The organism is Streptomyces sp. bgisy159 (assembly GCF_057707805.1).
In genome coordinates this window covers 37,752-50,250 of the sequence record NZ_JBYIQX010000009.1, presented here as the reverse complement: position 1 = coordinate 50,250, position 12,499 = coordinate 37,752, and the positions used below count along the sequence as shown (strand labels likewise).

The 12,499-nt window shown below is 71.2% G+C and carries 9 protein-coding genes and 1 pseudogene; 3 read left to right on the top strand and 7 right to left on the bottom strand.

Annotated features, from left to right (window positions below; genetic code table 11):
- Nucleotides 1-89 precede the first annotated feature (89 nt).
- Nucleotides 90-863, bottom strand: a complete 774-nt coding sequence (locus AC3ET3_RS11720; RefSeq protein ID WP_432135520.1) for a LuxR C-terminal-related transcriptional regulator — start codon at nucleotides 861-863, stop codon at nucleotides 90-92.
- Between the two features lie 265 nt (nucleotides 864-1,128).
- Between AC3ET3_RS11720 and AC3ET3_RS11715 the strand changes: the two are divergent.
- Nucleotides 1,129-1,575, top strand: a pseudogene (locus tag AC3ET3_RS11715) (GNAT family N-acetyltransferase); the annotation flags it as partial.
- A 22-nt stretch (nucleotides 1,576-1,597) separates the two neighbouring features.
- On the opposite strand, the gene galK reads toward AC3ET3_RS11715, so the two are convergent.
- The 3 genes from galK to galT are packed head-to-tail and all read right to left on the bottom strand — an operon-like array spanning nucleotide 1,598 to nucleotide 4,769.
- Nucleotides 1,598-2,749 carry a galactokinase gene (galK, locus tag AC3ET3_RS11710; protein WP_432135521.1) on the bottom strand — a complete coding sequence of 384 codons (1,152 nt, stop codon included), beginning with the start codon at nucleotides 2,747-2,749 and terminating at the stop codon, nucleotides 1,598-1,600.
- The gene (gene galE, locus AC3ET3_RS11705; RefSeq protein WP_435612067.1) at nucleotides 2,749-3,711 is read right to left on the bottom strand and encodes a UDP-glucose 4-epimerase GalE; all 963 of its coding nucleotides are present in this window, start codon (nucleotides 3,709-3,711) and stop codon (nucleotides 2,749-2,751) included. The genes galK and galE overlap by 1 nt, the downstream gene beginning before the upstream one ends.
- Complete coding sequence (gene galT, locus AC3ET3_RS11700) at nucleotides 3,711-4,769, bottom strand: galactose-1-phosphate uridylyltransferase (RefSeq protein WP_432135523.1); 1,059 nt, start codon at nucleotides 4,767-4,769, stop codon at nucleotides 3,711-3,713. Before galT ends, galE begins: the two co-directional genes overlap by 1 nt.
- A gap of 122 nt (nucleotides 4,770-4,891) precedes the next feature.
- Between galT and AC3ET3_RS11695 the strand changes: the two genes are divergently transcribed.
- Together AC3ET3_RS11695 and AC3ET3_RS11690 are read left to right on the top strand one after the other, a co-directional pair.
- Nucleotides 4,892-6,580, top strand: coding sequence for a sodium:solute symporter family protein (locus AC3ET3_RS11695; protein ID WP_432135524.1), 1,689 nt, complete (start codon nucleotides 4,892-4,894; stop codon nucleotides 6,578-6,580).
- A gap of 193 nt (nucleotides 6,581-6,773) precedes the next feature.
- Nucleotides 6,774-7,145 (top strand): hypothetical protein, encoded by a 372-nt coding sequence (locus AC3ET3_RS11690; RefSeq protein ID WP_432156940.1) that lies wholly within the window; start codon nucleotides 6,774-6,776, stop codon nucleotides 7,143-7,145.
- A gap of 266 nt (nucleotides 7,146-7,411) precedes the next feature.
- Here AC3ET3_RS11690 and AC3ET3_RS11685 read toward each other — a convergent pair whose 3' ends face one another.
- The 3 genes from AC3ET3_RS11685 to AC3ET3_RS11675 form a co-directional block, all read right to left on the bottom strand.
- Complete coding sequence (locus tag AC3ET3_RS11685) at nucleotides 7,412-8,107, bottom strand: helix-turn-helix transcriptional regulator (protein WP_432135526.1); 696 nt, start codon at nucleotides 8,105-8,107, stop codon at nucleotides 7,412-7,414.
- A 302-nt stretch (nucleotides 8,108-8,409) separates the two neighbouring features.
- A complete protein-coding gene (locus AC3ET3_RS11680) occupies nucleotides 8,410-10,377 on the bottom strand; it encodes an outer membrane protein assembly factor BamB family protein (protein ID WP_432135527.1) in 1,968 nt (655 codons plus the stop codon).
- A gap of 129 nt (nucleotides 10,378-10,506) precedes the next feature.
- Entirely contained in the window at nucleotides 10,507-12,375 is a 1,869-nt protein-coding gene (locus tag AC3ET3_RS11675) for an outer membrane protein assembly factor BamB family protein (protein ID WP_432135528.1), read from the bottom strand.
- Between the last annotated feature and the right edge of the window lie 124 nt (nucleotides 12,376-12,499).

The window sequence follows — 12,499 nt, the reverse complement described above, 5'->3', positions numbered from 1 at the left end:
GGCCCCGTGGCCCCTCCGACGGAATCCGCCGCGTCGCCCGGCACCGCACTCTCACCGCACCGCGCGCGAGCCGTGCCACGCCGGGACGGTCAGGCGCTGTGGGTCTCCTTCTGCCGGAGCCGTCCGGCGGGTTCCAGGTCGACCGGCCCCACGCCCGCCCGGCGGGCCAGGGCGACGGCGGCGAGGGTGGAGTGGACGCCCAGCTTGCCGAGGACGTTCTGCATGTGGGTGCGGACGGTGTGCGGGGAGAGGAACAGCCGCTCGGCGACGGCCTTGCGGCCGAGGCCCGCGACCATGCAGCGCAGCACCTCCCGCTCGCGCGGGGTGAGGGACTCCACCAGCCGCTCGCTCTCCGTGCGGTGCTTGCGGGCGGCGGTGAGTTCGCGCAGCACGCCGGTGAGCAGCGCCGGCGGCAGGTGGGTCTCCTCGCGCAGCACCCCCCGGACGACGGTGAGCAGCCGCGACAGCGAGCAGTCCTTGGCCACCCAGCCGGACGCCCCCGCCTGCAGGGCGAGCGCCGCGCGCCGCGGATCGTCCCTCTCGGCGAGCACCACGAGCCGGACGTGGGGATGCGCGGCGCGCACCCCGGCGACGAGGGAGATCCCGTCGACCAGCCCGTCCTCGGCGGCCTCCCGCACGGCCACGGCGGGCCGCGGTCCCGGCACCTGGCCGCCCAGGTCGGCGTCGACCAGCACCACGTCGAACCGGCGCGCCTCGGCGGCCGCGCGCTCCAGGCTGCGCAGCGCGGCCGGGCCGCTGCCGGCGGCGCAGACCTCGACGTCGGGCTCGGCGGCCAGCGCGGCGGCGAGCGACTCGGCGAAGATACGGTGGTCGTCGACGACCAGGACTCGGATGCGAACCACGTAACCCCCTTCCCCGAGCTCCATCACGGAGCAGGGGATACCCAAGGTCCGGTGAGCGGGGACGACGACGGGCGCGGATACGGCGCCCGGGGACGGCGCGCGCCGCACGGCCGCCGCCGTACCGCAGTCGCCACCCCCGGCGCGGGCGCCGTATCCGACTGTCTCGCCCCCTGATCGGCACCGGCCCCCACCGGTGCTGTTCACAGGGTAGGGCCGCGGGCTCACGGGGGAAGGGGATTTGCAGAACTGGCCGTCCCGCGCGTTTATGGTGAGGCGCATGTTTCGTCTTGAGACAGAAGTCGACAGAGCCAGGCGTGATCTGCTGCGCTCCCGGCTCCGCGACACCAACACGGCGGCCTCCCCCGTCCTGCGTGCCCTGCGCGGCACCCCGACGGAACGGGAGGCCCCGCTGCACGTGTGGGTCCTGGACGAGACGGACGACCTGATCGGCGGTCTGGTGGGACACACCTGGACCACCTGGCTGCACGTCACCTACCTCTGGGTCGCCGACCGCCACCGCGGCCACGGCCTCGGCACCCGCCTGCTCACCGAGGCCGAGAACGTCGCCGCCGCCCGCGGCTGCCACCGGGCCCGCCTGGAGACCTGGGACTTCCAGGCCCCCGGCTTCTACACCCGTCTGGGCTACGAGGTGGTCTGCGTCATCGAGGACTACCCGCCGGGGCTGACGGAGTACACGCTGACGAAACGTCTTCAGCCGCGCCCGGCGGGGCCGTTCAGGCCAGCCGCCGGGCCCCCGGGGCCGGGACGGCCTCGAAGACGCGCGGGGCCGTGAAGCCGGCGTGGGCGAACGCCTCTTCGACCGCCTTGGTGAGGGTGTCGACGTCGGACGCCTCCGCCAGGACGATGGCCGAGCCGCCGAATCCGCCGCCGGTCATGCGGGCGCCGAGGGCGCCGGTCTTCAGGGCGGTGTCGACGACGAGGTCCAGCTCGGGGCAGGAGATGCGGAAGTCGTCGCGCAGCGAGGCGTGACCCTCGACGAGGACCGGACCGATGGCGCGGGTCTCGCCGGACTCCAGCAGGGAGACGATCCGCTCGACCCGTTCGTCCTCCGTGACCACGTGGCGCACCAGCCGGCGCACCTCGTCGTCGCCGAGGCGGGCGAGCGCCGAGTCCAGGTCGGCGTACGGGATGTCGCGCAGAGCGTCCACGCCGAGCAGGGCGGCGCCCTTCTCGCAGCCCGCGCGCCGCCTGCCGTACTCGCCCTCGCTGTGGGAGTGCTCGACCCGGGTGTCGACGACCAGCAGCCGCAGGCCCTCGGCGGCGAGGTCGAAGGGGATCTGCCGCTGGGACAGGTCGCGGGTGTCGAGGAAGAGCGCGTGGCCCTCCAGACAGCACGCCGAGGCGGTCTGGTCCATGATGCCGACCGGGGCGCCGACGTAGACGTTCTCCGCGCGCTGGCACAGCCGGGCCAGCTGCCAGCCCTTCAGGCCGAGGCCGAACAGGTCGTCCAGGGCGAGCGCCACCACGACCTCCAGCGCCGCCGACGAGGACAGTCCGGCGCCGGCCGGGACGGTCGACGCCAGGTGGATGTCGGCGCCGGTCACCGGGTGGCCCGCCTCGCGCAGCGCCCACACCACGCCCGCCGGGTACGCGGTCCAGTTCCGGTCCGACTCGGGGGCCAGGTCGTCCGCGTGCAGCTCGACGACACCGCCCTCGACGTCCGCGGAGTGCAGGCGCAGCCGCCCGTCCGTGCGCCGGGAGACGGCGGCGATCGCGGTGTGCGGCAGCGCGAAGGGCATCACGAAGCCGTCGTTGTAGTCGGTGTGCTCACCGATGAGGTTGACGCGTCCGGGCGCCGCCCAGACGCCCTCGGGCTCGGCCCCGTACAGCTCGACGAAGGCGTCCCGTACCTGCTGTGCCCCCACTACTGCTCCCTTGCGATGTGCTGCGCGAACTCCCAGGCGTCCGCGACGATACCGGCGAGATCCGCGCGGGACGGCTGCCAGCCCAGCTTCTCGCGGGCGGCTTCGGCGGAGGCCACCAGCACCGCCGGGTCGCCGCCGCGCCGGGGCGCGACCACCTCGGGGATCGGGTGGCCGGTGACCGTGCGGACGGTCTCGATGACCTCGCGCACGGAGAAGCCGTTGCCGTTGCCGAGGTTGCAGATCAGGTGCTCGCCCGGCCGCGCCGCCCGCAGCGCCAGCAGGTGGGCCTCGGCCAGGTCCGCGACGTGGATGTAGTCGCGCACACAGGTGCCGTCGGGGGTCGGGTAGTCGTCGCCGTAGACCGAGATGGCCTCGCGGCGGCCCTGGGCGACCTGGAGAACCAGCGGGATGAGGTGCGACTCGGGGTCGTGCCGTTCGCCCTGCGCCCCGTAGGCGCCGGCGACGTTGAAGTAGCGCAGGGAGACCGCGCCGAGGCCGTGGGCCTTCGCCTCACCGGTGATCATGTGGTCGACGGCGAGCTTGGAGGCGCCGTACGGGTTGGTCGGGGAGGTCGGCGCCGTCTCGACGATCGGGATCCGCTTGGGTTCGCCGTAGGTGGCCGCGGTGGAGGAGAACACGAGCGTGCGCACGCCCGACTCGCGCATGGCGGCGAGCAGGGCCATGGTGCCGCCGACGTTGTTGTCCCAGTACTTCTCGGGCTTCACGACCGACTCGCCGACCTGGGAGAAGGCGGCGAAGTGCAGGACGCCGTCGAAGGACGGGTCGAGCCATTTGGCGGCGTCGCGGATGTCGCCCTCGATGAAGGTGGCACCGGCGGGCACGCCCTCGCGGAAGCCGGTGGAGAGGTTGTCCAGGACGACGGCCTCGTGGCCCGCCTCCAGCAGATGCTGGGCCACGACGCTGCCGACATATCCGGCGCCGCCCGTCACCAGGTACTTCATCAACTCGCTACCTCTCGCAATCGCTCGGCCGCGGTTTCCGGCCGGATGTCGTTGATGAACACGCTCATGCCGGATTCGGAACCCGCGAGGAACTTCAGCTTGCCGGAAGTGCGGCGGACGGTGAAAAGCTCCAGATGCAGCGCGAAGTCGTCGCGGTTGACGCCCTCGAAGTGCTCCAGTTTGCCGAACGGCGCCTGGTGCCAGGCGGCGATGTACGGCGTCGGCGGTTCCCCCTCACCGAAGATACGGTCGAAGCGCCGCAAGAGTTCCAGGTAGACCCTGGGGAATTCGGCGCGCGCCGCCTCGTCGAGCCCCAGCAGGTCGGGCACGCGGCGCTTGGGGTACAGGTGGACCTCGTACGGCCAGTGCGCGGCGTACGGCACGAAGGCCACCCAGTGATCACCCTCCAGGACGACTCGTTCGTCCGCGAGTTCCCGCTTCACGACGGCGTCGAAGAGGTTCTCCCCGCCCGTGGCGTCCTTGTGCGCCGCCAGTTGGCTCAGCATCAAGGCGGTGCGGGGCGTGGTGAAGGGGTACGCGTAGATCTGCCCGTGCGGGTGACCCAAGGTCACGCCGATCTCGGCACCACGGTTCTCGAAGCAGAACACCTGTTCCACGGAGGGCAGATGCGACAGTTCGGAGGTCCGGTCGGTCCACGCGTCCAGGACCAGCCGCGCCTGCTCCTCGTCGAGGCCGGCGAAGGACGCGCTGTGGTCGGAGGTGAAGCACACCACCTCGCAGCGGCCGGAGTCGCCGGCCAGCGAGGGGAAACGGTTCTCGAAGACCACGACGTCGTACGAGGAGTCCGGGATCTCGCTCAGCCGCCCGCCCTGCGAGGGGCACAGCGGACACTCGTCCGCGGGCGGGTGGTAGGTGCGGCCCTGCCGGTGCGAGGCGATGGCAACCGCGTCGCCGAGCAGCGGGTCGTGGCGCACCTCGGCCGTGGTGACCGTGCGCTCCAGCGGGCGGCGGTCGACCGCGTCGCGCACCGTGTCGTCCCGCAGGTCGTAGTAGATGAGTTCTCGATCGTCGGCCAAGCGGGTCGAGGTTTTTTTCACCGCGACTCTCCATCCGTACACCAGGCAATGCTTCAAACAGAACCGAACACATCAAACCACATTCTCCCCCAAGGGCAACCATCACAATCGCACAAAGCACACCACCAGTAGGTGAGGTCTGGATGCACACCCCCTCAGCGACGGTTCCTCTCGCGGCCGAGCTGCGTCTCCCCACCAACGCACTCGACTACACGATCCTCGGCATCTACTTCGTCGTCGTCCTGGGCATCGGCTTCGCCGCCCGCAGATCGGTGAAGACCAGCCTCGACTTCTTCCTCTCCGGCCGTTCCCTGCCCGCCTGGATCACCGGTCTCGCCTTCATCTCGGCCAACCTGGCCGCCACCGAGATCCTCGGCATGGCCGCCAACAGCGCCCAGTACGGCGCGTACACCGTGCACTGGTACTGGATCGGTGCCATCCCGGCCATGGTCTTCCTCGGCCTGGTGATGATGCCCTTCTACTACGGCAGCAAGGTCCGCTCGGTGCCGGAGTTCCTGCTGCTGCGCTTCGACCGGGGCGCCCACCTGCTCAGCTCCCTGCTCTTCGCGTTCGCCGCGATCCTCATCGCCGGGGTGAACCTGTACGCCCTGGCCATCGTCGTGGAGGCGCTGCTCGGCTGGCCGCAGTGGGTGGCCATCGTGGTCGCCGGCTTCTTCGTCCTCGCGTACATCACGCTCGGCGGCCTGTCCTCGGCCATCTACAACGAGGTCCTGCAGTTCTTCGTGATCCTCGCGGCCCTCATCCCCATCGTCGCGCTCAGCCTGAAGCGGGTCGGCGGCTGGGGCGGCCTGACCGACCGGCTGACCGCGGAGCACGGCGACAACTTCGTCAGCGCCTGGGGCGGCACCGGCATCGGCAGCACCAACCCGCTCGGCGCCAACTGGCTGACGATCGTGCTCGGACTCGGCTTCGTGCTCTCCTTCGGCTACTGGACGACCAACTTCGCCGAGGTGCAGCGCGCCCTGTCGGCGAAGAACCTCTCGGCGGCCCAGCGCACCCCGCTCATCGCCGCCTACCCGAAGATCTTCATCGTCTTCCTGGTGATGATCCCCGGGCTGGTGGCCGCCGCCCTGATCCCCGGCTTCGGTACCGCCGACTCCGGCTACCAGTACAACGACGCGATCCCGTACCTCATGTCCCGGCTGTTGCCCAACGGTGTGCTCGGCATCGCCGTGACCGGCCTGCTGGCCGCCTTCATGGCGGGTATGGCGGCCAACGTGTCCTCCTTCAACACGGTGTTCACCAACGACATCTGGTCGCGCTACGTGGTCGTCGGCCGGGAGGACGGCTACTACGTGCGGTTCGGCCGGCTGATCACCGCGCTCGGCGTCCTCGCGTCCATCGGCACGGCCTTCCTGGCCTCGTCGTTCTCTAACATCATGAGCTACCTGCAGACGCTGTTCAGTTTCTTCAACGTGCCGATGTTCGTCGTCTTCATCATCGGCATGTTCTGGAGGCGGGCGTCCATGAAGTCGGGCTTCTGGGGGCTGCTGGCCGGCACCACGGCCGCGATGGTCAACTACTTCGTCCTCTACAAGCAGGACGTCATCTCCATCCCCACCGACCAGGGCGCCAACTTCGTGTCGGCCATCGCGGGCTTCGTCGCCGGCGCCGTGGTGATGGTGGCGGTGTCGCTGTTCACCGCCCCGAAGCCGGCCAAGGAACTCCAGGGGCTGGTCTACGGCACGCGCTCCCCCGGCATGGCCGAGCCGCCCGCCGAGGGCGACGACGCCTGGTACCGCCGGCCCGCGCTGCTCGGCTGGGGCGCGGTGATCCTGGCGGCCGCCTGCTACATCCCGTTCTCGTTCTGACGCCGACTGCGGCCTGGCCGCACCGGCCGCACCGGCCAGACGGCCAGACCAGCCACAACGGCCACAACGGCCACAACGGCCACAACGATGAAACGGACACACAGGCAGGAAAGCGAGCAGACGAGAAAACCGCGAAAACGGCGGTAAGAGCGGGAACAGCGGGAAGACAAGGCAGAGAAGAGGGACCACAGACATGACCGAACCCCGACACCCCCGCGGCCACTACTCCGACGACGACGTCCAACGCGAGGTCACCGACCTGGAGGGCAAGTCGGCGACCGCCGCCAGCATCTTCGACCTGCGGCGGATCATCGGCGGCCTGTTCGTCCTCTACGGCCTGATCGTGACCATCACCGGCCTCACGGACGACGACGCGGCCATCGACAAGGCCCAGGGCGTCAACATCAACCTCTGGACCGGCCTGGGCATGCTGGCTCTGGGCCTCTTCTTCCTGATCTGGCTCAAACTCCGCCCGACGGCTCCGCCCGCCCCGCCGCTGCCGGGCGAAGGTGAGGGAGAAGGAGAAGGTGAGGGCGAAGGAGGCCGGGGGGCGCCATTGGAGTAGGGGGCTCGCCCGGCCGGCGTGCGCCCGTCGTCGGCGCGGGGGGCGTGCGTCCGTCGCCGGGGGCGCGGGGGGCGTGCGTCCACGGTCGGCGGCGCGAGGGCGTGCGTCCGCCATCGGGGGCGCGGCGGGGGGCGTGCGTCCGATGTCCGCGCGGGTGCGGCGTGCGTGCGTCGCCGTCGGCCGCGAGGGCGGGTGCGGCGTGCCTTCGACCTCAGGGGGCGCGTTCCCCGGGCGTACGCCGGGTGCGCGGGGGATGCGCCCCGAGCTCACGGTTCCCGTTGCTGCGGTACGCGCGGGTAGGGCCCCGCGCGATCCAGGAGGCCCGTCCTGGCGGCCAGGGCAGCCGCCTCCAGGCGGGAACCGACGCCGAGCTTCATCAGGACACGCTGGACATGGGTGCGCGCGGTGGACGGGGCGATGCCCATCCCGGCGGCGATCAGCCGCGTGTCCTCACCGTCGGCCACCCGTACCAGTACCTCGACCTCGCGCGGGGTGAGCATCTGCAACAGCCGCTGCCCCTCGTCGTCGGGCTGGGCAGCGGGGTTGAGCAGTTCCGCGAAGGCACCCTGCAGAAGCTGCGGCGCCACGGCCGCCTCGCCCGCCCGCGCCTTCATGATCGCCCGCTCGACGCCCTCTATGCGCTCGTCGTGCCGCACGTACCCGGAGGCCCCCGCGGCGAACGCCGCCGCGATGCCGCGCGGGCTCGGCACCGGCCCCAGCACCAGCACCGCCACCTGCGGCCGCTCCCGCTTGATCCGCAGCACCGGATCAAAGACCCCCGGCTCGGCCGGTGTCGCCGTCCCCAGCAGACACACCTCCGGTGCCCGGGTGATCACCAGGTCCGCCGCGCCTGCGGCGGGCGCGGCGGCGGCGAGCACCCGGTGCCCCCGCAGCTTCAGCGCCGAGGCCAGTGCCTCCGCGAGCAACCGGTGGTCGTCGACCACCATGAGCCGCACTCCCATCGAGCAACCCCCCAGTCCCCCCATGGATGCCCACTACGGACACGGACACACAAGGGCGCGGGCTGCCCCCCAGGCACCCCGCCCTTTCATGACCCCGGAAGCTACACGCTTGTTCGACGTCGCGCTTCCCCTACTGGTGAGAACTGCCCCGGATCGACGGACTTTTTGGCATTCTTCGCATTCGCGGCCGAAACAACCACTTGAATCGGCCGCTTGAGGCATCTGTCTGAACGGTTGCCGATCACCGCAGATGCTCGGCAACCGCTCTGACAGTCACGTTCGCGATCGGCCGCAGTCGAGGATCAGCCGCTGCGGCCGAAGGCGAGTGCCAGGTACTTCTTGTCGCCCTCGCGCAGCGGCGCGTCCGCGTACACCTCGGCCAGGTACAGGCGACCGTCGGCGTACAGCACCTCGTCGTACTCGGGGGAGAAGTCCGACTCCATGTCCCGCACCGCCTCGGTGTCCGGGTTCTGCATCAGCGTGGTCGTCTTGAACGAGCCGCCGTCGATGCTGACCACCCGGCCGCCCTTGTCGTACGGCGGCTCCAGGTACGCGATCACGTTGCCGCCGTCCATCCGCAGCGGCGTGATGGTCCAGCCGTCGCCCGAGTCGGCCCGCTGGCCGGTCTGCTTGCCGGTGGCCAGGTCGAAGGCGATGACCTCGTTGCTGCGGCCGTGGTCGCCAGAGGAGTCGTGCTCCTCGGTCGGCAGGTACAGCCGGTCGCCGCCCACGGCGATACCGGTGCAGTCCTCGACCCGGCTGATGCTGTCGCAGTCGGCCGCGAACTGGTCGCCCGGTGCCGAGATCCGGGTGCGCAGCTGACCGGTCCTGTTGTCGATGGAGAAGAAGTCCGAGATGCCGCTGCCGTCACCGGCGCTGTCACCGACGTCGGCGGCCACGACCAGCGGGTCGGTCGAGACCACACTCGCGTACTCGATGTCCTGGGTCATCTTGTACTCGGACTGCACCTGCCCGGAGGCCGGGTCGATGGTCTGGATGTGCAGCTGGCGCGCGTCGTAGCTGCCGCACTTGCGCACCGCGACCAGCTTGGCGCCGCCGCCGTAGCCGGCGTCGTAGCAGGTGTCGGACGTCTTCGGCTGCCACAGCACCTTGCCGGAGGCGATGTCGAAGGCGGCGCCGCCGTCGGTGCTGCCGACCGCGACAGTGTTGGCGCTGACCGTCACATTGTCGAAGTTGATCGGGTAGTCGCCGGAGTTGACCGTCTTGTTCCACAGCTTCTTGCCCGCGGCGAGGTCGAGCGCCGCGACCTGGCTGCAGCCGGCCGAACGGTTCTTCGCGGGCATCGACGGCTCGTAGACGATCGCCGTCCTGAAGTCCTTGGTGATGTGCGGGGTGGCCTCGCACACCGGGCCGGGCAGCTTGATCGTCCACAGCTTGGCGCCGGTGTCGCGGTCGTAGGCGACGACCTCGGCGACCCCGCTCTTGACGTACGCCTTGTCGGTCAGCCAGGAGCCGTCCACGGCGATGGTGTCGTCCTTGCCGACGGCCGGCATCGGCAGCTGGAAGAGGACCTTGGACGCCGGGTCGGACGGCACCTTCTCGGAGCCCGAGGTGCCCGCGCTGCCCGACGTGCCGCCGTCGCCCTTGCCGTTGTCGCCGCCCGTGCCACCGGAGCTCTGGTTCTTCTTTCCGTCGTCGCCGGTGGACGAGGAGTACCAGATGCCGCCGCCGATGATCAACGCGATGGCGACGACCGCCGCCACGATGATGTACAGCGGCGCCCTGGAACTGCCGCCGCCCCCTGGGGCGGACCCGGCCGGCGGCTGAGCCTGGAAGGGGACGGTCGGCTGACCCGGCTGACCCGGCTGACCCGGATAGCCGTAGCCCGGCTGGGGGGACGGCGTGGGGTGGGCGCCGGGCGAAACCGGGTAGCCGTAGCCGGGCTGGGCGGCCGGGTAGCCGTAGCCGTGGCCGGGCTGGGCGGCGTACGGGCCGCTCGGGGCGGGCGGCTGCTGCGGGAACGGGGAGTACGGATCCGGCTGCTGCGGGGGCCGGCCCTGCTGGCCTTGCTGGGGCTGGCTCTGTGCGGGGTGGGGTGGCTGGGGTGCTTGGGATGGCTGGGGTGCCTGGGGGTAGCCGTAGCCCGGGTCGGGGGCCTTGGTGAGGTCAGGAGCGCCCGGGGCGGCGGGGGCCGACGGGGGCATCGGGGGCGCCGGAGGAGTCTGCGGCGGGTTCTGCGGGGGCTGGTCCTCGGGCGTGCCGGGGCCGGAGCCCTGCGGAGGCTGGTGGGGCGGCGGGGACGTGGTCATCGTGTGGGTACCTCGGAAGGGTGCTGAGCCAGGAGCTCGTACGAACGGTGCGTCGACGGACGGCGGCGGTACGGGGCGAGCGGACGCGGTACGGGGCGACCCGGCTCGGCCGCCCCGGTTCGCCCCGGCTCACTTGCCGTAGGCGAGCATCAGCTTCTCCTTCTCGTCGTCGTCGCCGTCCAGCGAGCCGGTGGAGATGTAGAACCGTCCGTCGGCCCAGTCGAGGTCCCGGCGGAAGAAGTCCCGCTCGATCTCGCTCGTGCTCTCGGGGAGTTGCAGCAGCTTGGCGGGCGTGTGGCCACTCCCGGCGATCGGAACCGACACCACCTGGCCTGGCGCTTCGTAGGTCGCCTCCACGTACGACACGAGGTTGCCGCCCTCGACCTTCAGCGGCAGCATCGTCGCGTCCCCCGGGGAGTCCACCCGCCACTTCTCCTTGCCGTTGGCGAGGTCGATCGCGACGACCTCGTTCGGGCCGGTGGTCGCCTTGGTCGGCAGGTACAGGGTGCCGGCGTCGGCCACCGCGCCCGTGCAACCCGTCAGGTCGCGCTGCAGGAAGGACCCCCAGCCGCCGCAGTCGGGCGCGAACTGCTCGTTGACACCGACCTGCGAGCGGATCGTGCCGTTGGGGTTCAGGGTGGAGATGTTCCAGCTGTTCTTCTCGTCGTTGGTGCTGAGGACGACCAGCGGGTCGACGGAGAAGGTGTGCTGGACCTCCCACCCCTTGTCGATCTTCCAGGTCCACTTGACCTTGCCGCTGGCCGGGTCGAGCTCCTGCATCTCGTCGTGTTCGGTGGCCTTGGTCGCATCACAGGACGACACGACGATCAGCCGGCTGCCCCCCGCGAACCCGTCCGGGAAGCACGCCGAGCCGTACCTCTTCTTGTCGTACAACTTCTTCCCGGTGCGCACGTCGTACGCCGTCCCGGACTGGGAACGGCCCACCATCAGCGTGTTGCCGGTCACGGAGAGGGAGATGCTGCTGGTGCTGTCGAACAGCGCGCCGTCCGCCACCTCGGCGGTCCAGCCCTTGGCACCGGTGTTGAGATCGACCTGCTGGAGCTTGTTGCACTCGGCACGACTGCTGGTGCCGCTCATGTAGGCGATGACGATCTTGTCGTCGGCTGTCTTCTGCGGGGTGACCGCGCAGATCTCCTGCGGGAAGGTGAGGGTTTCCCAGGTCGGCTTGCCGTCAGCGACGTTGTAGCCGACGAGCTCCTTGTAGGCCGCCTTGACCGCGGTCTTGTCCGTGACCCACATGCCGGGGGCCTCGGCGCCGGAACCCGGCGCGTCGGGGGCCTCCTTGTACCAGAGCACCCGGGCCTCACCGGCCTTGCGGCCGTCGTTGAAGTTCTCCGGGTCGCCGCCGTCGCCGCTGCCGTCGCCGGGGTTGACCGGCAGGTCGGAAGCGGAGGGCTTGCCGTCGTCGCTCTTCTCGGCGACGGGCTTCTTGCCGTCGTCATCGCCGCCGCGCGTCACCGCGAACACCGTGCCGCCGACCAGGACCAGGCCCACCACGGCCGCCGCGACGACCAGCGCCGGCCGGCCCTTGAAGGGGTTGCGCGAGCCGCCGGGCGCGCTCCCCGGCGCACCGGGCATCCCAGGCGCCCCCGGTCCGCCGGGGTACTGGGCTGCCTGCGGGTATCCGTAGCCGGGCTGCTGCCCGTACGGCCCCGGCTGCTGGGGCGGGCCGTAGGGGCCGGCCTGCTGGGGGGCGGCATAGGGGCCGGGCGCGGGAGGTGTGGGCGGCGCGTTGTAGGGGCCGGGCGCCGGCGGGGTGCCGTACGGGCCGGCGGGCGCGGGGCCTCCGGGCGCCGGCGCGCCCGGCTGCTGCGGGTAGCCGTAGCCGGCGGCGGGGCCGGGGCCGGGCGGGGGCTGGGGTGCCTGAGGGGGCTGGGCCGGCGGCTCGGGCGGCCCGAAGCCCGGCGCTCGGGGCGGTTGGTCCTGTGGTGCTCCGAAACCGTCCTGGTGCGGCGGCTGGTCGGGCGGCTGAGTCATCAGCGTCTTCCCCCTCGTTCACTGATTTTTAGCCACGCCCTGAGGTTCGCAAAGGACCCAGAGTCGTTTTCAGACAGTTCTCAGACGGCTCTTTCTATCACCCGTGAGCGGGCGGGGACGGGAC

Excerpts from the sequence above, each read along its gene's own strand:
- AC3ET3_RS11675 (WP_432135528.1), bottom strand. The coding sequence starts at position 12,375 with ATGACTCAGCCGCCCGACCAGCCGCCGCACCAGGACGGTTTCGGAGCA.
- AC3ET3_RS11680 (WP_432135527.1), bottom strand. The coding sequence starts at position 10,377 with ATGACCACGTCCCCGCCGCCCCACCAGCCTCCGCAGGGCTCCGGCCCC.
- AC3ET3_RS11690 (WP_432156940.1), top strand. The coding sequence starts at position 6,774 with ATGACCGAACCCCGACACCCCCGCGGCCACTACTCCGACGACGACGTC.
- AC3ET3_RS11695 (WP_432135524.1), top strand. The coding sequence starts at position 4,892 with ATGCACACCCCCTCAGCGACGGTTCCTCTCGCGGCCGAGCTGCGTCTC.
- galE (WP_435612067.1), bottom strand. The coding sequence starts at position 3,711 with ATGAAGTACCTGGTGACGGGCGGCGCCGGATATGTCGGCAGCGTCGTG.
- AC3ET3_RS11685 (WP_432135526.1), bottom strand. The coding sequence starts at position 8,107 with ATGGGAGTGCGGCTCATGGTGGTCGACGACCACCGGTTGCTCGCGGAG.